Annotated in this window: 12 protein-coding genes and 1 tRNA gene; 5 read left to right on the top strand and 8 right to left on the bottom strand. The window is 69.2% G+C overall.

The window, feature by feature from the left end; genetic code table 11:
* Nucleotides 1-127: 127 nt before the first annotated feature.
* Nucleotides 128-1,528 (bottom strand): FhaA domain-containing protein, encoded by a 1,401-nt coding sequence (locus ABZ382_RS14655; RefSeq protein ID WP_357088447.1) that lies wholly within the window; start codon nucleotides 1,526-1,528, stop codon nucleotides 128-130.
* 260 nt (nucleotides 1,529-1,788) lie between these two features.
* On the opposite strand from ABZ382_RS14655, the gene ABZ382_RS14650 reads away from it, so the two are divergent.
* Nucleotides 1,789-1,874: transfer RNA gene (locus ABZ382_RS14650), tRNA-Leu, on the top strand.
* Between the two features lie 684 nt (nucleotides 1,875-2,558).
* On the opposite strand, the gene ABZ382_RS14645 is transcribed toward ABZ382_RS14650, so the two are convergent.
* Nucleotides 2,559-3,620, bottom strand: a complete 1,062-nt coding sequence (locus tag ABZ382_RS14645; RefSeq protein ID WP_357088446.1) for a stage II sporulation protein M — start codon at nucleotides 3,618-3,620, stop codon at nucleotides 2,559-2,561.
* Nucleotides 3,621-3,662: 42 nt separating this feature from the next.
* Here ABZ382_RS14645 and ABZ382_RS14640 point away from each other — a divergent pair, with 42 nt between their 5' ends.
* Nucleotides 3,663-4,469, top strand: a complete 807-nt coding sequence (locus ABZ382_RS14640; protein ID WP_357088445.1) for an RDD family protein — start codon at nucleotides 3,663-3,665, stop codon at nucleotides 4,467-4,469.
* On the opposite strand, the gene ABZ382_RS14635 is transcribed toward ABZ382_RS14640, so the two are convergent.
* Genes ABZ382_RS14635 through ABZ382_RS14615 form a run of 5 tightly spaced genes read right to left on the bottom strand, consistent with a single transcriptional unit; the run spans nucleotide 4,447 to nucleotide 9,257 of the window.
* Nucleotides 4,447-5,742, bottom strand: a complete 1,296-nt coding sequence (locus ABZ382_RS14635; RefSeq protein WP_357088443.1) for a DUF58 domain-containing protein — start codon at nucleotides 5,740-5,742, stop codon at nucleotides 4,447-4,449. The two genes, ABZ382_RS14640 and ABZ382_RS14635, sit on opposite strands and share 23 nt — an antisense overlap.
* Nucleotides 5,743-5,745: 3 nt before the next feature.
* Entirely contained in the window at nucleotides 5,746-6,747 is a 1,002-nt protein-coding gene (locus ABZ382_RS14630; RefSeq protein ID WP_357088796.1) for a MoxR family ATPase, read from the bottom strand.
* A 20-nt stretch (nucleotides 6,748-6,767) separates the two neighbouring features.
* Nucleotides 6,768-7,808 (bottom strand): DUF4129 domain-containing protein, encoded by a 1,041-nt coding sequence (locus ABZ382_RS14625; RefSeq protein WP_357088442.1) that lies wholly within the window; start codon nucleotides 7,806-7,808, stop codon nucleotides 6,768-6,770.
* A complete protein-coding gene (locus tag ABZ382_RS14620; RefSeq protein WP_357088439.1) occupies nucleotides 7,805-8,680 on the bottom strand; it encodes a hypothetical protein in 876 nt (291 codons plus the stop codon). The genes ABZ382_RS14625 and ABZ382_RS14620 overlap by 4 nt, the downstream gene beginning before the upstream one ends.
* 10 nt (nucleotides 8,681-8,690) lie before the next feature.
* Nucleotides 8,691-9,257 carry a TetR/AcrR family transcriptional regulator gene (locus ABZ382_RS14615; RefSeq protein WP_357088436.1) on the bottom strand — a complete coding sequence of 189 codons (567 nt, stop codon included), beginning with the start codon at nucleotides 9,255-9,257 and terminating at the stop codon, nucleotides 8,691-8,693.
* 78 nt (nucleotides 9,258-9,335) lie between these two features.
* Between ABZ382_RS14615 and ABZ382_RS14610 the strand changes: the two genes are divergently transcribed.
* Nucleotides 9,336-10,907 carry an MFS transporter gene (locus tag ABZ382_RS14610; RefSeq protein ID WP_357088434.1) on the top strand — a complete coding sequence of 524 codons (1,572 nt, stop codon included), beginning with the start codon at nucleotides 9,336-9,338 and terminating at the stop codon, nucleotides 10,905-10,907.
* 71 nt (nucleotides 10,908-10,978) lie between these two features.
* Here ABZ382_RS14610 and ABZ382_RS14605 read toward each other — a convergent pair whose 3' ends face one another.
* Nucleotides 10,979-12,838 (bottom strand): DUF4407 domain-containing protein, encoded by a 1,860-nt coding sequence (locus ABZ382_RS14605; protein WP_357088431.1) that lies wholly within the window; start codon nucleotides 12,836-12,838, stop codon nucleotides 10,979-10,981.
* Between the two features lie 884 nt (nucleotides 12,839-13,722).
* Between ABZ382_RS14605 and gltB the strand changes: the two genes are divergently transcribed.
* Nucleotides 13,723-18,372: a glutamate synthase large subunit gene (gltB, locus tag ABZ382_RS14600; RefSeq protein WP_357088428.1), complete on the top strand. Its 4,650-nt coding sequence runs from the start codon at nucleotides 13,723-13,725 to the stop codon at nucleotides 18,370-18,372.
* A gap of 71 nt (nucleotides 18,373-18,443) precedes the next feature.
* Nucleotides 18,444-19,913: a glutamate synthase subunit beta gene (locus ABZ382_RS14595; RefSeq protein ID WP_357088425.1), complete on the top strand. Its 1,470-nt coding sequence runs from the start codon at nucleotides 18,444-18,446 to the stop codon at nucleotides 19,911-19,913.
* Nucleotides 19,914-20,003 lie beyond the last annotated feature (90 nt).

The raw sequence follows: 20,003 nt of genomic DNA, 5'->3' as shown, positions 1-20,003 counted from the left end.
TGCGTGTCAGCGCGGCCAGAGTCCGCCGCGAGTAATGGCAGCATCATAGGGCCGTCGACCGGTTGCGATCACGATACGACCGAGGAATTCCTAGTCATATCGTGACCTGCACCGCGAGCTTACGGGATCAGACGATCCGGATCAGGATCTCGGAATGCCCGGCGCGGATGACATCCCCGTCGGCCAGCTGCCAATCTTGGACGGGAGACCCGTTGACCAGCGTGCCATTGGTCGAACCGAGGTCCGAGAGCATCGCGGTCTGGCCGTCCCAGCGAACCTCGATGTGCCGCCGGGAAACCCCGGTGTCCGGCAGCCGGAAGTGCGCGTCCTGCCCACGGCCGATGATGTTGCTGCCTTCGCGCAGCTGGTAGGTGCGGCCGGAGCCGTCGTCCAGCTGCAGCGTCGCCGAGTAGCCCGAGGCGCCCCGCGCGGGAGCCGCGCCGTAGCCCGCCTGCTGCTGGTCGTAGCCCTGCTGACCGTAGCCCTGCTGGTCGCCGTAACCCTGCTCGTAGCCCTGCTGCTGCTGCCCGTAGCCCGGGTCGGCGTAACCCTGCTGCTGGCCGCCGTAGCCCTGGTCGGCGTACCCGCCCTGCTGCTGGCCGCCGTAGCCGCCGCCCTGCTCGTAGCCCTGCTGGCCGTAGCCCTGCTGCTGGCCGTAGCCCGGGTCGGCGTAACCCTGTTGCTGGCCGTAGCCCTGCTGGTCGCCGTAGCCCTGCTCGTAGCCCTGCTGCTGGCCGTACCCCTGCTGCTGGTCGGCATAGCCCTGCTGCTGGCCGTAGGCCTGATCGGGCGCGCCGTACCCGCCCTGCTGGCCGTAGCCCTGCTCGGCGTAGCCACCCTGCTGCTGGGCGCCGTAGCCGCTGCCCTGCTGCTGGTAGTCGTAGCCGTTCTGGTACTCGCCGTAGCCCTGCTCGGACTGGCCGTAGCCGTACTCGCCGTACCCCTGCTGACCGGGGCGGCCCGCAGGCGGGGGCGCGTACCCGCGGTTCCGCGGATCGGACTCCGCGGGCTCACGGCTGGGGTCGTAGCCTGAGTTCTGCGTCATGGGGCCAGCTCCTGGTTGCGGGTTGGGTCGTTGTGGGCGTTCAGGTCCCGGTGACGGGCTGGCCCGCCTGCCCGCGTCCGGATCCACCCGGCCGCGCGTCCTGAACTGTCCGGTGTGCAGCGTAGGGGATGCCTCGAACTCCACGTGCACTTCACCGTAGGTCTGCCACCCTTGCTCACGGATGTGGTCCTGCAGATGTTTCGCGAACGCACGCACGGTGAGCTGGTAATCCTCCGTGGCGACCTGCTGATCCGGCTGGCCTTCACCGTGCACGAGTTGCCGGAGATCGGACTCGTTGACGGTGATGACGTAGCTGTTGGGAGCCAGCAGATGTCCCCCGCCCAGATCCTGGACATGGTCGCCGGCCTCACGCTGCAGCGCGGCCTCGACCTCCTGGGGAACCACACTGCCGCCGAACGCACGGGCGAAGACATCACCGACAGCACCCTGGAGGCGGCGCTCGAAGCGGGAAACGAACCCCATCGCCCCTCCTTCCCGGGTCGTGTCGTTTCTGACCTGCCAATAGTCGTGCGTGGAGCGTCCCGGAATGCAACACGCAGGCATGGCGTGTCGCCGGAGGGACACGGTCTTTGCATGATATCCACGATCGTCCACACCTGTAACTCTTGGCGGCGAGCCCAGGTTCCCGGGGCGTACCCACTGCGCAGCGAAGCATGCGCACCCCTGATAACCAGGCGATTTCGTTTTGGTGCAAACCCCGTGATACGTTCTTCTCGTCGCTCGGGCGAGTGGCGGAATGGCAGACGCGCTGGCTTCAGGTGCCAGTGTCCGTAAGGACGTGGGGGTTCAAGTCCCCCTTCGCCCACCACGAGGAAGGCCCCCGATCCACCGGATCGGGGGCCTTCTTCTTTGTCCGGACCCGGTCTCGGTCCGATCTGTCCCGATCATCCGGGAATCAATGGATGTGACGAAGGTCGCACACCCTGTCGAGGGTGGGTTTCGAGAGACGTTGCCAGGGGCCGTTTCTGGGCCTCGCGAGGGGTGAAAATCGTTTGCCGGAGGATGTCGCCTCGGGTATGCGCCCGATTACTGTCCAGCGTTGCCTGATGATCATTTAGCTAAAACCATTCGAAACAAACTTGAGGTTTGTTTGACCCCAAGCGACTGCTTGGCAATCGGCCTGAGCTGGGGAGAAACGCCAGCTTAACGGGGGTTGAACCGATGGTGGGCGGAGAATTTGCGAGTTTTCCGCAAACCGGATGACGGCGTTCGAAACGCATCGCGCGCAATGGGTTGAAACGGGTCCTGAAACGCAACCGCGGGGATAGTTTCGGAGCCCTCCGCAGACCGTCCGCAAAGGGTATGCGGAGAATTAGCGATGGTGCCGGGTTCCCTACGGGGAGGGTGCATTTCGCCTGGTCGCGTTATACGCCCGGTGGGCAAGTCGGAGGTTGCGTAGCCATAACGATTGTGTAGAGTCAACGGCAACGCTGGCCGCAGCTGAGCCGGACTCGCTGCGGCCAGTGGAAATCAATCCGAACCGTGCTCGCGACTACGAAGTCGCCACTCTCACAGCCGGTTCCGGAGGGTTCCCGACCGAATTGCCCGTGATGTGCTCCGGGCTCGACTCCCGCGCCGCGTCGTTCATCGCTCGCGCTGTGGCGTCCATCTCTCTCGCCGCCTGGCGACCGAGCCCGAATACGTAGGCCAGGAAACCGAGTTCGGCCACCGCCCCGATCCCGACCCGCACCGCGGTGGGCCATCCGCTGGGCGTCACGAAGCCCTCCAGGAATCCCGACACCAGCAGCACCAAGGCCAGGCCCAGCGCGATCACGGCCGTGGCGCGCCCCTGCCGGGCCAGCGCCTGCGGGCGGCTCTCCCGGCCCGGGTCGATCAGCGTCCAGCCCAGCTTCAGACCCGCCCCGCCGGCCACGAAAATGGCTGTGAGCTCGAGCATTCCGTGCGGCAGGATCCAGCCGAAGAACGGTCCCAGCCGTCCCGCCTCCGCCATCAGCCCGGCACTGACGCCGAGGTTCAGCGCGTTCATGAACAACAGGTAGAGCGCGGGCAGCACCAGCACCCCCAGGAACAGCGCCATGGCCGACACCCACGCGTTGTTGGTCCACACCTTCGCCGCGAACGCGTCGTGCGAGTGCTCGTAGTAGTAGGTCTCGAATCTGCCGCCCGGCATCGTCAAGGCGTCTGCGTCCATGTTCAGCCCGAGACGCTTCCGCGTCGTCTCGGAATTGGCCACCGCCGCGCCGAGCGCCGCCGCGCCGAGCAGGAACACCGCCGCCACCGACAGCCACCACGGCCAGGCCCGGTACACGGCGGCCGGGAAGCGGTGCGTGAAGAAGTACCCGATCTCGTGGGGAGTGTCGATGCGCGCACTCAGGATCCGTCCCCGCGCCCGGGTCAGCACCGCGGACAGCCCGGCGATCAGCTCCGGATCGGCCTCCCGGGTCTGCAACCGCGCCAGCTGCTGTGAGGCCACCCGGTACAGCCGCACCAGTTCGTCGGTCTCCGCGCCGGTGAGCCGCTTCCCTCGCGACGCCAGCCGATCCAGCCGATCCCAGGAAGACCGGTGGACAAAGGTGTAAGCGTCCAGATCCATGAGTTCCCCTCCTGCGCTACGGCTGACAAAATGCTAACCACCATGGCACTTTTCACCACCGGCGAGGCCGTAGCCGTCGAACTGCCCATCGCGCGGATCCCGACGCGCGCCGCGGCGTTCCTGCTCGACCTGATCGTGCAGATCATGCTGGGTGTGACGCTGATCCTGCTGTTCCAGGTGATGCTGGTGCGGTTCGGCGCGGACGCCGCCTGGCAGGACGCGGCGCGGCTGGTGGCGCTGGTGTGCGCGGCCATCGGATATCCGGTGGTGTTCGAGACCCTCACCCGCGGGCGTTCGCTCGGGAAGATGGCGGTCGGGCTGCGGGTGGTGCGGGCAGACGGCGGACCCATCGATTTCAAGCACGCGGTGACCCGGGGCCTGGCCGGGATCGTCGACTTCTGGGCGCTGGGCACCGGTCTGATCGCCGTCGTGGTGTCGCTGTGCTCGCCGCAGGGCCGCCGGGTCGGGGACGCGCTGGCGGGCACCGTGGTGGTGCACGACCGCAGCCGGCTGCCGTTCGCCGCGCTGGCCGCGCCGCCGCCGTGGCTGGCGGGCTGGGCGCGGCAGCTGGACCTGTCCGGGCTCTCCGATGACCAGGCGTTCGCGGTGCGGCAGTACCTGCTGCGGTTCCGCACCCTGACCCCCGAGGTGCAGGACCGGCTGGGCCGGGCGCTGGTGGTCTCGGTGTGCGCGAGCCTGCGCACCGCGCCCCTGAACGGCTATCCGCCGCTGCAGATCCTGGGCGCGGTGCTGGCCGAGCGGCAGCGGCGGCAGTTGCCGCCGCCGTCCTTCCCGCCGCGGCCGCCGGTCGACCGACCCGCGCCGGTCACAGCGCTCCGGTCCGTTTGAGTTCGAGGTATTCGTCGGCCAGCGCGCCGGGCAGCAGGTCCGGCGGCGCGGTGATGACGCGGACGCCCGCGCGGCGCAGGGTCTCCCGGGCCACGGCCTCCTCCGCGATCACGTTCTCGGCGGCGGCGGCCGTGTAGAGATCGGTCAGGCCGGTGCGATGGATGGGGGCGGCCGCCACCTCCGGGTCGGTCACCGACACCACCAGCACCCGGTGCCGTTCGGCCAGGACCGGCAGCACCGGCCGCAGGCCCTCCTGCACGGTGGCGGCGTCGAGATGGGTGAACCAGACCACCAGGCTGCGGCGGCGGGCCCGTTGCAGGGTGGCGCGCAGCATGCCGCGATAGTCGGTGTCGGCCAGCTCGGGGGTGAGGCCGGCGAGCGCGTGCATCAGCTTGAGCTGCAGGCGTTTTCCGCCGACGCCGCGCACCTCGGTGCGCAGCCGCCGGTCGTAGGCCAGCAGATCCACCGAGTCGCCCCCGGCGGCGGCCAGTCCGCCGAGCAGCAGGGCGGCCTCGATGGCGGCGTCGAGGCGGGTACCGCCGCCGATGCGACCCGCGCTCACCCGTCCGGTGTCGAGCAGCATCACCACGTGCCGGTTGCGTTCCGGCCGCCAGGTGCGGACCAGCACGTCGTTGGCGCGGGCGGTGGCCCGCCAGTCGATGGTGCGCACGTCGTCGCCCGCGACATATTCACGGAACGAATCGAATTCGGTGCCCTGCCCACGAATCGTGGTGGTGTTGCGGCCTTCCAACTGCTGCAACTGCTTGACCTTGGAAGCCAGCAGCGGCTCGCTGCGGAACGGCGGCAGCGCGCGCAACCGGGCGGGCACCTCGCGGCGCACCTGACGTCCGGCGAGGCCGAGCGGCCCGAGCAGGCGCAGCGTCACCGGACCGGCCACCCGGTCGCCGTGATAGGCGGGGGTGAGTTCGGTGCGCAGCCGAATCCTGGTGTTGGGCGGCAGGTTCAAGGGGTGGGTGCGATGCCGGGCGTGCGCGCTGGGCGGCCAGTCGTCCCACAGCGTTCCGCGCACCGGCCGGGCGCCGCCGTTGAGCACCGCCAGTTCCACGTCGATGCTGCGGCCCGTGCGCACGCTGGTCAGCGGCTCGCGCGAGAGTTCCAGCGCGCCCGGCGATCCCAGCAGCAGCAGATCGAGCCCGATGAGCGCGGCCAGCGCCAGCGTGGCGACCAGCACGCCCAGCCACGACGGCAGCACCAGGGTGACGAACAGAGCCGCGAGCACCGCGGCGGCGGCCAGCCGGCCGGTGACGACCACCGGCTACACCGGAACCGGGACGGACATCAGCAGCGAGGCCAGCACGCCCTCGGCGGTGACGCCCTCCACCTCGTGTTCGGGCCGCAGGTGCAGCCGATGCCGCAGCACCGGCGTCGCAACGGCTTTCACGTCGTCGGGGGTGACGTAGCCGCGGCCGTGCAACCAGGCGAAGGCCCGCGCGGCCGCCATCAGCGCGGTCGCGCCGCGGGTGGACGCGCCGTGCGCCACGGCGGGGGAGGTGCGGGTGGCCCGGCACAGGTCCACGGTGTAGGCGAGCACCTCGGGGCTGATGGCGACCTGGGCGACCGCGGCGCGCGCGGCCGCGATGTGCGCGGGCCCGGCCACCGGCCGCAGTCCGGCTGCGGCCAGGTCCCGGGGGTCGAAGCCGGCGGCATGCCGTTGCAGGATGCGGAATTCGTCGTCGCGGCCGGGCAATTGGACGTCGACCTTGAACAGGAACCGGTCCAGCTGCGCCTCCGGCAGCGGATAGGTGCCCTCCTGCTCGATCGGGTTCTGGGTGGCGACCACCACGAACGGGTCCGGCAGCGGCTGCGGCACGCCGTCCACCGAAACCTGGCGCTCCTCCATCGATTCCAGCAGCGAGGACTGAGTCTTGGGCGGGGTGCGGTTGATCTCGTCGGCCAGCAGCAGATTGGTGAACACCGGGCCGCGGCGGAAGGTGAACTCGGCCGAGTGCGGATCGTAGATCTGGGAGCCGGTGACATCGCCGGGCATCAGGTCGGGGGTGAACTGGATGCGGGCGTGGTCCAGGTCCAGCGCGGTGGCCAGCGCCCGCACCAGCAGTGTCTTGGCCACGCCCGGAACGCCTTCCAGCAGCACATGGCCGCGGCACAGCAGCGCCAGCACCAGGAACATGACGGCATGATCGTTGCCGACCACGGCCTTGCCGATCTCGGCGCGCAGGGCCAGCAGCGCCTGCTGCGCGTCCTGCGCGGTCGGCGCCTGACCGTCGGTCGCCGGGGTGCCGTCGTGGTGGGTGTCCACCACGTCCTTGGACAGGTTGGTCACAAGACCTCCGCTTCGATCCATTCGAGTTGTGCCGCCACGAGTTCGAGGGTCTCCCGGTCGGTGACCGGGTCGTAGAGGGCGGCGCGGAGGACGGCCGGGTCCGCGCCGGTGCGGACGGCGAGCGCCCCGACCACCAGTTCCGCCGGGGTGTCGGCGGTGACGCCGAGCACGGGGCGCAATCGGCGCAGCGCCGCCGCCCGCAGTTTGGCGGCCACGTGGTCGTGATCGCGGGATTTCCGGTACAGCCCGGCCTGTCCAGCCAGCAGTTCCTGAGCCGGGGCCTCGACCGGCAGCGGTTCGCGCACGATCGCACCGCGCCGACGGCCGCGCCACCACAGCACCGCGACCCAGGCGATGAGGAACTGCAGTCCGCCGAAGGCCAGCCAGCCCGGCAGCCGCTCGAAGATGGAGTCGTCGCCGCCACCGAAGTTCGGCGGCAGATCCGGTTCCCGGCTCGGGTTCGGCGGACGCGTCGGCGGCATGTCCGGATGGTGCGGCGGCGTGGGCGTCCCGAGGTGGGAGAGCGCGTACACCAGCGCGACGACCGCCAGCAGAGCCGCGAGCGCCGCCCACAGTCGCCAATCCCGCAGCAGCTCCGGCAGTTCCGGGCGCTCGCGTGCGGATTTGTCCTTGGCGGCTTTGGTTTTGCGGACCTTGCGTTTCTCGGTGAGCTCGACCGGCCCGGCCTTGGGTGGCGGCGCGCTCGAGAACCGGTCGGCCTGTTCGAGCTGCCGGTACTCCGATTCGGTGGCGTACCGGCCGCCGTAGACGACCTCGTCGAAACTGTGTGCCGCCGAGGGCAGTTCACCCGCCTCGTGGACCGCCGCGGTGGCGGCCCGCGCCGTCTCCCGCGCGGTGCGCGCCCGCTCCTCGTCGAGGATGCCGCGCTGCTCCAGACCGCGGGTGACGGCGCGATACCGTTCGCGCAGCGCCACTCCGAAGTCCCCGCGCCGGGCGGCTTCCTCGGCCGCGGCCAGGTGCGCGGCGGCCGGGCCCAGCGCGGGCTCGGGAGGCGCGGCGTGCGGAAGCTCGGTCATCGGGCGCCTCCCGTGGGTACCCGGATGTCCCAGGCTTCGCGGCGGCAGCGCCGGTCCACGTAGGTGACGACCTGGGTGGCGGATTCCACCAGCTCGCCGATCGCCACGGCGAGCAGTGCGATCGAGAAGACCAGCACCGTCACCGTCCAGCGGTGGGTGCCGGAGAAGTCGGTGATGAACAGCGGCAATGCCAGCAGCGGCACCGCCAGCACCAGCAGCAGGACCCGCAGGTACAGCCACAGCCCGACCAGCTGCCATTCCGTCCCACCCGCGAGCAGCTTCGCCCGCCGGGCCGCCTCGCGATAGCCGATCGAACCGTCGAAGATGCTGGGCACCAGCGTGAATCGCCGTCCGCGCAGCCAGGCCAGCCAGATCACCGCGAACGGCGCGGTGAATATCAGGGGAGTGCCCACAGTCAGCACGCCGACCCCGATCAGCGTGTACATCACCTGGTAGGCGAGCAGCGGTCCGGCTCCGGAGCGCAGTCGCCGTAGTACGCCACGCCAGGTCGACGGCCTGCGGTGCACGACGTCCAGTCCGGCTGGCACGGTCACCCCGCGCACGAAAAACCGTAGCGCCCAAGCACACAGCAGGCTGGTGAGCAGCGCGCCCCAGAAGGTTCCGAGGTCGGAATCACCGGTGATCGCGGCGGCAGCAGCGGTGCCCGCGACGGACACCAGCACGGCGGCCACCCAGGCCGCCCCGAGCAGGGCCGCCAGGATCGTGATCCGGGCCTGGATCAGCGCGAACGGCAGGTCCAGCAGTTCCCGGAACTGCATCGGGCGAATCGGAACAACCGCCGGGTCGGTCGAAGTCGGTTCCCCCACCGAGCCGGTCGGCGAACCGACGGAGTCGGCGGCGGTCGGCAACACGGGCCCGAGTCTATCCGGACTCGGGCCCCAGGAGCCTGGCGACGACCTGGCGGTACATGTCCGGTTCGATCGGCGGCATTCCCATCAGTGCGCGCAGGTAGACGCCGTCGCCGACCAGTCGCACGATCTCGGCCCGCACCGGGTCGTCGATCTCGTTGTCCAGGGCCGTCTTCCAGGAGGTCATCACCTCGGTGATGGCCCGGTCGGTCTCGGCCTGGGCGGCGTCGGCCGGGGCGTCGACGGTCCGCATCGCGGCGAGCATGGATCGGTACAGCGCGAGTTCGACGGCGTCGGATTCGTTGTCTGGATGTGGCGCTTGCAGATACCACTCGGCCACCGATCGGCCCTGTTCGATCGCGGTGCGCACCTGCTGGTCGGCCCGTTCGGTGACGCGGCGCAGCAGTCCGGCGAGCAGCGCGTCCTTGCTCTTGAAGTGATAGAGGAGGCCGCCCTTGGAGACGCCGGCGGTGGCGGCGACGTTCTCCAGGGTCACCTGGGACAGGCCCTTGTCGAGCAGCAGGTTCTCGAGCGCGTCGAGGATCCGGTCGCGGGTGCCGGCGGGGTCGCGGGTGGTCACGGGGGTTGACTGTACCGGCTGGACGGTTCAGGCTGTTACTGTACCGTCTGGACGGTTCAGAACCGAAAGAGAAAGCTGATGACCACCCACTCGACCGCGCGTTCCGGAACTCCTTCGACCCTCGACCGGCCCGTGACCCCGCCCGCCGCGCCCAAGGCGCGCGCCCGGGACTGGGCCGGGCTCGCCGTGCTGGCCCTGGCGCTGCTGCTGATCGCCGTCGACGCCACCGTGCTCGACCTGGCGGTCCCCTCGATCACCGCGCACCTCGCGCCCACCACCCCGCAGCTGCTCTGGATCATCGATGTCTACTCCTTCGTGCTGGCCGGCCTGCTGGTCACCATGGGCACCCTCGGCGACCGCATCGGCCGCCGTCGCCTGCTGCTCATCGGCGCGGCCGGATTCGCGGCCGCCTCGGCGCTCGCGGCCTGGGCGATCAGCCCCGAAATGCTCATCGCCGCCCGCGTCCTGCAGGGTGTCGCCGGTGCGACCCTGATGCCCGCCACCCTGGGCCTGATCCGGTCGATGTTCGCCGACGCCCGCCAGCGCACCCTGGCCATCTCGGTCTGGGGTGCGATGGCCGCCTCGGGTGCGGCGTTCGGCCCGCTGCTCGGCGGCTGGATGCTCGAGCACTTCTGGTGGGGCTCGGTGTTCCTGGTGAACCTGCCCGTCATGGCGCTGCTGCTGGTCCTGGCACCGATCCTGGTACCGGAATCGCGGGACCCCAACCCGGGCCGATTCGACCTGGTGAGCGCCGGACTGTCGATGCTGGCCCTGATCCCGGTGGTGTACGCGGTCAAGGAGTTCGCGGCCCACGGCCCGAGCCTGAACCTGCTGATCAGCGCCGGTGTCGGGGTGACGGCGGGGGTGCTGTTCGTGCGTCGTCAGCGCGGGCTGTCGGCCCCGCTCATCGACCTGGACCTGTTCCGGCTGCCCGCCTTCCGGGCCGCGGTGGTCACCAACCTGCTGTCGGTGTTCGCGCTGGCCGGCGTGCTGTTCTTCGGCTCGCAGTACCTGCAGCTGGTGCTGGGCAAGTCGCCGCTGGAGGCCGGACTGCTGCTGATCCCGGGCACGGTCGGCTCCATGCTGGGCGCGCTCGCCGCGGCATGGCTGGTCCGGTACTGGCGTCCGGCGACCGTGCTCGCGGGCTCGCTGGCGACCGTCGCGCTCGGCGCGGGCCTCTACTGGCTGCTGCCCACCGATCCCTCGGGTTCGGTGACCCCGTTCATCGTCGGCTTCCTGCTGATCGGACTGGGTGAGGGTGTGGCCCTGACGGTGTCGGCCGACATGATCGTGAGCACCGCGCCCGAGGCGCGCGCGGGCAATGCCGCCGCCATCTCGGAGACCGCGATGGAGATGGGTATCGCCCTGGGCGTGGCGGTGCTGGGCAGCGCCGTGATGGCGGCGTTCCGCGGCGGTCTGGACCTGACGCACGTGCCGTCGGGTCAGGCGGACGCGGCGCGCGAGTCCCTGGGCGGCGCCATCGAAACCGCTCGGGCGCTCCCGGAACCCGCGGCCGGGGAGCTGTTGAACTCGGCGCACACGGCGTTCGTCAGCGGCATCCATCTGGCTGCCACCTCGACGGCGGTCATCCTGCTGCTGACCGCGTTCGTCGCCTACCGCGCGGCGACCCGCAAGACCGCGGCGGAGTAGTCGAAAAAGGCTGTGGCCCGGATGTTTCCGTGTTCAACGTGAAACATCCGGGCCACAGTGCGTTCCGCGGGCTACTCCTGGCCCTTGCCGGGCGGCAGTTCGCGCGGGGCGCGGTAGTCGAGTTCGGGGTTGCGGCGACCCGCCAGCGCGTCCTGCTGCGGGGCCGCGGGCAGCGGGTAGCCCGGGTCCACCACCTGACCCTGGGGGAGCGGGGCGTATCCCGGGTAGGCGGCATAGGGCTGATCCACCACGGTGGCGGCCACCCGCTGCGCGTACACCTGCTGGGGCGCGCCCTGCGGCAGATATCCGTACTGCTGGGGCTGCGCGTACATCTGCTGCTGGTGCTGCTGCGGCTGCGCGGAATCCTCCGAGTCCACCGTGACCTTGCGCGTGCGGCGCAGGGTGAAGGTGATCTCCTCGGCCTCCTCGAAGGCCTGCCGCACCGTGCGCAGCGGATGCGTGGCGGTGTCGATGGCATTGGCCACGAAGGACGGGACCAGCGGCCGGATCCAGCGGGCGGCGGTGTCGGTGAACGGCACCGTGCCGATGATCGGCAGTTCCAGCCCGCCCCCCTTGGCGGGCTGCGGCGCCGGCGCGGCGGGCGCGAGCGCGCCGCCGGACGGCACGGGGGCCAGCGCACCCGAGGCGAGCTGGGCGGGCAGGTTCGGCGACTGTGTCACGATCCCCTCCTGGGACACGGTGCTGTCCTTTCGATCTCCGGCCGCGGTCCCGGCCGGAAGTTCCAGTCTGGTGGCGGAGTCGAATTCGGCCACGGCGCGCTGCGCGGGCTCGGTGATGCCGATCTCGAAATTGCCGATGGCGGCGATGATGCGGGTGCGCTGCCGTTCCCGGTCGATGGCGGTGTCGGCGTGCGCGGCCAGCCGCGCGGCGGTGAGTTGTTGTTCCGCGCGCAGGTTTTCGGTCTCCACCCGCACCTCGGCCTGTTTGACGGCGATGGCGGTGGCGGCGGCCTGGTCGATCCGGTCGGTCTCGGTGCTGACCGCGACGCTGCGGTCGAACGCCGTCTCGCCGCGCCACCAGCGCAGCAGCAGTGGCAGCAGGGCGAGGGTGATCAGGAGCAGGGCGACGGCGAAGCGCAGGATGAACCCTCCGAAATGCCCTGTGGTGTAGTCGTTCATGGCCACCCAGCGCGCCCCGAGTCCGCGGTCGCCGTCGGTGTAGGCGGCCTTGCGGGCGTCGGCGAGGGCCTTGTCCTGCGCGGTGACCTTGTCGTCGAGCCCGGCCACCTTGTTCCGCTCGGCGGTGAGCTGGTTCCGCGCGTCGTCGAGCATCTGATTGGCGGTGCGCTCCTCGGGACCGCGTCCGGGGACGCCGGTCCGGGGGATCCCGTCGCAGTCCTGCGCCGGGTTGATCTCGCAGCGCGCGATCTTCAGCGCGGTCGCGACGTCGTTCTGCGCCTTGATGATCTGCTGCTCGAGCGCGCCGCGCGCGGCTTTCGCCTGGTCCAGGTCGGTGCGTGCGGTGACCACGGCGGGCGCTGATTCCACCGCGTGCTGTGCGTTCTCGTCGAGCAGCCGGTGCACGGTGCCGGAGAACAGGAGGGTGCAGGCCAGTTCGGCCACCACCACCCCGGCCAGCACCGCGACAGCGATGCGCCCGGCGAATTCGGCGACGGCCCGCCGGTCCGCGCGCCGATCGGGCGTGGCCGCGGTGGCGAGGGCCCGGGACAGCGCCCCGACCAGCAGGGTGGCGATCAGCGCGATGGCGACGACGCCGAGGGCGGGCCAGCCCGCGGCCCCGGTCGCGGCGGCGGTGACGCCTCCCGCGGTGACCGCGAACAGGGCCACCACCGCACCGGTGACGGTGTAGCCCGCACGTTCGGGACCGGCGGTGAGCTGCGGTTGCGCCCCACCCAGCCAGACCAGCAGGTCGCCGGGTCCGGCCGGGGAATGGACGTGGGGATCTGTCATGGGAGGCTCACATCCTCTACGTCCCAGGTGGTTCGGCAGAGCGAAACTGTCGCTGATTCGTTGTCTCAGCGTGACAGGCGTCCGGCGGTTACACCGACCGCGGCGGGTGTGATGTGGCCAGGCTCACATCGGCCCTTTTCGGGCCGTTGAGGTGGTGTTGATCACCGGCGCCCGGTCTCGGATATCGCCGAAAACCGAGTCGGGAGACAGATTTACGGTTTGCTGAACGTGTGCTGAATCCCACATTCAGGAAAAATTCCGTACGGTCCGCACGTTGCGAGCCCATGTCTCCCGGGTGGTCGCCGGAGCGACGGAACTTGTCCGGAAAGTTAGCGGCCTAACGCCCGGTTTGCCGGATCCGCTTGTGGGGAAACCTGATTCATTGCAGGTGGGAGGCAGTCCGGAGCTGCGCTGGACCGTCCGGCCGTCGACCTCGCGCGGGTGCGTCACAGTGGTGAACTCAACTGAAACGCACGGGCACCCCTGCTTTACACTGGAGAACGCGCGTGTGTTGGAGGACCGGATGTAGAAGCCCAGCTAGAAGCTGGAATTAGCCTTACCTGAGTTGGTTGGGCTCCAGTCCTGACTTATCGTTTGCTCTTACGCCGAACCACACAATTCGGCGTATCTCCCCATACGGACAGAGGCCCGATCGGCGCTCAGCCTAGCGGGCGAGAACGGCACGGCGTGTAGCGAACGCGTAAGAGTTCCGTTACCACCGAGCACCCGACTAGGTAATCGAAGCGGGTGGACAACTGCAAAGTTGACTGCACGGAGTGACCATCAGCGCCGCTGGTCTCCGAAACGTCCGGACGCAGTCCAGACCGGAGGCGTTCGACGAAGGCCGCATTCTTCGAAGGCCTGTTTTTTGTGAAGGCAGAGGCATGACGCAACTTCCTGGCCACAGGTCCCCTGGACCCATCGGGCTCTATGACCCGGCGAATGAACACGACGCCTGTGGTGTCGCATTCGTCGTCGACATGCACGGCCGCCGCAGCCGCGACATCGTCGACAAGGCTATTACGGCATTGCTGAACCTGGAGCACCGTGGTGCGGCCGGCGCCGAACCCAACTCGGGTGACGGCGCGGGCATCCTGATCCAGCTCCCGGACAAGTTCTTCCGTGCCGTGGTCGACTTCGAGCTCCCCGCCGAAGGTTCCTACGCGACCGGTATCGCTTTCCTGCCGCAGGCACGCCGCGAGGCCGCCCGCGCCGGGTACGGCGTCGAGAAGATCGTGCGCGAGGAGGGCCTCGAGGTCCTCGGCTGGCGCGAGGTCCCGATCGACGGGTCGTCGCTGGGCGCGCTGTCGCGTGACGCGATGCCGACCTTCCGGCAGATCTTCATCGCCTCGCCCACGGGCGGCGCCGAGCAGCTCTCCGGCATGGACCTGGAGCGCCGCGCCTACGTCATCCGCAAGCGCATCGAGCACGAGCTCGGCAAGGCGGGTGCCGGTGAGGGCGCGACCGGCCGGGAGTCGGTGTACTTCCCGAGCCTGTCCGGCGAGACCTTCGTCTACAAGGGCATGTTCACCACCCCGCAGCTGCGGGCGTTCTACCTGGACCTGCAGGACGACCGGGTCGAGTCGGCGCTGGGCATCGTGCACTCGCGCTTCTCCACCAACACCTTCCCGTCGTGGCCGCTGGCGCACCCGTTCCGGCGCGTCGCCCACAACGGTGAGATCAACACCGTCTCCGGTAACGAGAACTGGATGCGGGCCCGTGAGGCGCTGCTGAACTCCGACGTGTTCGGCACCGACGCCGAGGGCAACAACCGCCTGGAGAAGATCTTCCCGGTCTGCACCCCGGGCGCTTCGGACACCGCGCGTTTCGACGAGGTGCTCGAGCTGCTGCACCTGGGTGGCCGCAGCCTGCCGCACGCCGTGCTCATGATGATTCCGGAGGCGTGGGAGCGCCACGAGTCCATGACCCCGGAGCAGCGCGCGTTCTACCGCTACCACTCCTTCCTCATGGAGCCCTGGGACGGCCCGGCCTCGGTGTGCTTCACCGACGGCACGGTCGTCGGCGCGGTGCTGGACCGTAACGGTCTGCGCCCCGGCCGTATCTGGGTGACCGAGGACGGTCTGTGCGTGCTGGCCTCCGAGGTCGGCGTGCTCGACATCGATCCGGCCAAGATCGTCTACAAGAAGCGCCTGCAGCCCGGCCACATGTTCCTGGTCGACACCTCGCAGGGCCGCATCATCTCCGACGACGAGGTCAAGTCCTCGCTGGCCGCCGAGTTCCCGTACCAGCAGTGGCTGGACGAGGGCCCGACCAAGCTGAGCGACCTGCCCGACCGCCCGCACGTGCACATGTCGCACGACCGCGTGCTGATCCGCCAGCAGATCTTCGGATACTCCACCGAGGAACTGAACATCCTGATCTCGCCGATGGCGCAGACCGGTGGCGAGGCGCTCGGCTCGATGGGCACCGACACCCCGATCGCGGTGCTGTCCTCGCGGCCGCGCCTGCTGTTCGACTACTTCTCGCAGCTCTTCGCGCAGGTCACCAACCCGCCGCTGGACGCCATCCGCGAAGAGGTCGTGACCTCGCTGCGCAGCATGGTGGGCCCGGAGGCCGACCTGCTGAACCCGGGTGCGGAGTCCTGTCGTCAGATCACCCTGACCCAGCCGATCCTGGACAACGACGAGCTGTCCAAGCTCGTCCACATCAATGACGACGGCTCCCGTCCCGACCTGCGTTCGGTCGTCGTGCACGGCCTGTACCCGGTCAAGAAGGGCGGCAAGGGGCTGCGCAAGGCCATCGAGGCCGTGCAGCGTCAGGTCTCGGCGGCCATCGACGGCGGCGCGCGCATCATCGTGCTGTCCGACCGCGAGTCCAACGAGAAGCTGGCCCCGATCCCGTCGCTGCTGCTGACCGCCGCGGTGCACCACCACCTGGTCCGGGAACGCACCCGCACCAAGGTCGGCCTGGTCATCGAGGCCGGTGACGCCCGCGAGGTGCACCACATGGCCATGCTCGTCGGCTTCGGCGCGGCGGCCATCAACCCCTACATGGCCTTCGAGTCCATCGAGGACATGCTGGAGCGCGGCGCGCTGCAGATGCCGGGCAGCACCGGCGATCACGCGGCCGACTTCAAGAAGGCCGTCTACAACTACAACAAGGCGGCCGGCAAGGGCGTGCTGAAGGTGATGTCCAAGATGGGCATCTCCACCATCGCCTCCTACCGTGGCGCGCAGCTGTTCCAGGTCGTCGGCCTGGCGCAGGAGCTCGTCGACGAGTACTTCACCGGTCTGCGTTCGCCGCTGGACGGCATCGGCCTCGACGACATCGCCGACGAGGTCGCGCAGCGGCACCGGATCGCGTTCCTGGAGAACCGCAACGAGCGCGCGCACCGCGAGCTCGAGATCGGCGGCGAGTACCAGTGGCGTCGTGAGGGCGAGTACCACCTGTTCAACCCGGACACGGTGTTCAAGCTGCAGCACGCCACCCGCTCGGGCCAGTACAAGGTCTTCAAGGAGTACACGAAGCTGGTCGACGACCAGTCGGAGCGTCTCGCCTCGCTGCGCGGTCTGTTCAAGTTCAAGAACGAGCACCGCAACCCGATCTCGATCGACGAGGTCGAGCCGGCGTCGGAGATCGTGAAGCGCTTCTCGACCGGTGCGATGAGCTACGGCTCCATCTCGGCCGAGGCCCACGAGACCCTGGCCATCGCCATGAACCGCCTGGGCGGTCGCTCGAACTCCGGTGAGGGCGGCGAGCACCCGGCGCGCTTCGAGCCGGAGGAGAACGGCGACTGGCGTCGTTCGGCGATCAAGCAGGTGGCCTCGGGCCGCTTCGGCGTGACCGCGCACTACCTGACCAACTGCACCGACATCCAGATCAAGATGGCGCAGGGCGCGAAGCCCGGTGAGGGCGGCCAGCTTCCGGCGCACAAGGTGTACCCGTGGGTCGCCGAGGTCCGGCACTCCACCCCGGGCGTCGGCCTGATCTCGCCGCCGCCGCACCACGACATCTACTCGATCGAGGATCTGGCGCAGCTGATCCACGACCTGAAGAACGCGAACCCGCAGGCGCGGATTCACGTGAAGCTGGTCGCGGAGCCGGGCGTCGGCACCGTCGCCGCGGGTGTCTCGAAGGCGCACGCCGACGTGGTGCTCATCTCCGGCCACGACGGTGGTACCGGTGCGTCGCCGCTGACCTCGCTGAAGCACGCGGGTGGCCCCTGGGAGCTCGGCCTGGCCGAGACCCAGCAGACCCTGCTGCTCAACGGTCTGCGCGACCGCATCGTGGTTCAGGTCGACGGTCAGATGAAGACCGGCCGCGACGTCATGATCGCCGCGCTGCTGGGCGCCGAGGAGTACGGTTTCGCGACCGCTCCGCTGGTCGTCTCGGGCTGCATCATGATGCGGGTCTGCCACCTCGACACCTGCCCGGTGGGCGTCGCGACCCAGAACCCGGTGCTGCGTGAGCGTTTCACCGGCAAGCCGGAGTTCGTCGAGAACTTCATGCTCTACGTCGCCGAGGAAGTCCGCGAGCTGCTGGCGTCGCTGGGTCTGCGGACCCTGGACGAGGCCGTCGGCCGGGTCGACCTGCTCGACACCACCGCCGCGAAGGCGCACTGGAAGGCCGCCAAGCTCGATCTGTCGCCGATCCTGGACGACGTCGAGACCGCGTTCATGTTCCAGGACCGCCGCCGCACCAAGGACCAGGACCACGGTCTGGACAAGGCGCTGGACAACGAGCTGATCGCGCGTTCGGCCGACGCCCTGGAGCGCGGCAAGCCGGTCAAGTTCGATTCCAAGATCACCAACGTGAACCGGACCGTCGGCACCATGCTCGGCCACGAGGTGACCAAGCTGTACGGCGGAGTCGGCCTGCCGGACAACACCATCGACATCACGTTCACCGGTTCCGCCGGTAACTCGTTCGGTGCGTTCGTCCCGGCCGGTATCACCCTGCGGGTGGTCGGCGACGCCAACGACTATGTCGGCAAGGGTCTTTCGGGTGGCCGCATCACGGTGCGCCCGTCCGACGACGCGCCGGAGTCCTACGTCGCGGAGCAGAACATCATCGCGGGCAACGTGATCCTGTTCGGCGCCACCAGCGGCCAGGCCTTCCTGCGCGGTGTGGCCGGCGAGCGCTTCGCCGTCCGCAACTCGGGCGCGACCGCGGTCGTCGAGGGTGTGGGTGACCACGCCTGTGAGTACATGACCGGTGGCCGCGTGGTCATCCTCGGTGAGACCGGCCGCAACTTCGGCGCGGGCATGTCGGGCGGTATCGCCTACGTGTACAACCCGAACGGCACCTTCGAGGCCAACCTCAACACCGAGCTGGTCGACCTGGAGCAGCTCTCGTCCGACGACGCGCAGATCGTGCACGACATCGTCGCGCAGCACCGCGACGAGACCGGTTCGGCTGTCGCCGAAGGCATCCTGAGCGACTGGTCGCAGCAGGTGACCAAGTTCGCGAAGGTCATGCCGCGCGACTACAAGAAGGTCCTGCTCGCCATCTCCGAGGCCGAGAAGGCCGGCCGGAACGTGGATGAAGCCATCATGGAGGCGGCTCGTGGCTGACCTCACCTTTGCGGTGCAACGCAGCACCATCGTTGTTCCGTGCGCGCAGCGCATTAGTCAGGAGTTCGTAAATGGGTGACGCACAAGGCTTCCTGAAGCACACTTCCCGGGAACTGCCCAAGCGCCGTCCGGTTCCGCTGCGACTGCTGGACTGGAAAGAGGTCTACGAGGAGAAGTTCTCCCACGAGACCCTGCAGAAGCAGGCCAGCCGTTGCATGGACTGCGGTATCCCCTTCTGCCACAACGGCTGTCCGCTCGGGAACCTGATTCCCGAGTGGAACGACCTGGTGTACAAGGGCGCGTGGAAGGAGTCGTTCGATCGGCTGCACGCGACCAACAACTTCCCGGAGTTCACCGGCCGCCTGTGCCCGGCTCCGTGTGAGGCGTCCTGTGTCCTGGGCATCAACCAGGATCCGGTGACCATCAAGCAGGTCGAGGTCGAGATCATCGAGAACGGCTTCGACGAGGGCTGGGTCACCCCGGTCTACCCGACCCGTCTCACCGGCAAGCGCATCGCGGTCGTCGGCTCCGGCCCCGCGGGCCTGGCCGCCGCCCAGCAGCTGACCCGGGCCGGTCACACCGTGACCGTGTTCGAGCGCGACGACCGCATCGGCGGCCTGCTGCGCTACGGCATCCCGGAATTCAAGATGGAGAAGCGCTTCATCGACCGCCGCGTCGCGCAGATGGAGGCCGAGGGCACCATCTTCAAGACCGGCGTGAACGTGGGCGTGGACGTCACCGCCGACCAGCTGCGCAAGCAGTTCGACGCGGTCGTCCTGGCCGGTGGCGCCACCATCGCGCGTGACCTGCCGATCCCGGGTCGCGACCTGGACGGCATCCACCAGGCCATGGAGTTCCTGCCGCTCGCCAACCGCGTGCAGCTGGGCGACCAGATCACCGACGAGGACGGTCTGCCGCGCATCAACGCGCGTGGCAAGAAGGTCGTCATCATCGGTGGCGGTGACACCGGCGCGGACTGCCTGGGCACCTCGCACCGTCAGGGCGCGGAGTCGATCCACCAGTTCGAGATCATGCCGCGTCCGCCGGAGGAGCGCGCCGCCTCGACCCCGTGGCCGACCTACCCGCTGATGTACCGCGTCTCCTCGGCTCACGAGGAGGGCGGCGAGCGCGTGTTCTCCGTCAACACCGAGCGTTTCGTCGGTGCGGACGGCAAGGTCACCGGCCTGCAGGCGCACGAGGTGAAGATGGTCAACGGCCGCTTCGAGAAGGTCGACGGCACCGACTTCACCCTGGAGGCGGACCTGGTGCTGCTGGCCATGGGCTTCGTCGGCCCGCAGAAGAACGGCCTGCTCGAGGGTCTGGGCGTCGGTTACGACCAGCGCGGCAATGTCATGCGCGACAAGGACTGGGCCACCACGGTGCCCGGCGTCTTCGTCGCCGGCGACATGGGCCGCGGTCAGTCGCTGATCGTGTGGGCCATCGCCGAGGGCCGCGCGGCGGCCGCCGCGGTGGACAAGTACCTGGAGGGTGAGACGGCGCTGCCGTCCCCGATCACCCCGACCATGGTCGCCCAGCGCTGAGGCGCGAAGCCGTTCGCAAAGGCTGAAAGGCACCCCCGGACTTCGGTCCGGGGGTGCTTTTTTCATACCCAAAACGTATGTGAAATGTTT

This window comes from Nocardia sp. NPDC005825, assembly GCF_040630175.1.
Lineage (GTDB): Bacteria > Actinomycetota > Actinomycetes > Mycobacteriales > Mycobacteriaceae > Nocardia.
The sequence above is the reverse complement of the archived record's forward strand: the minus strand, read 5'-3'. Positions and strand labels throughout refer to the sequence as shown.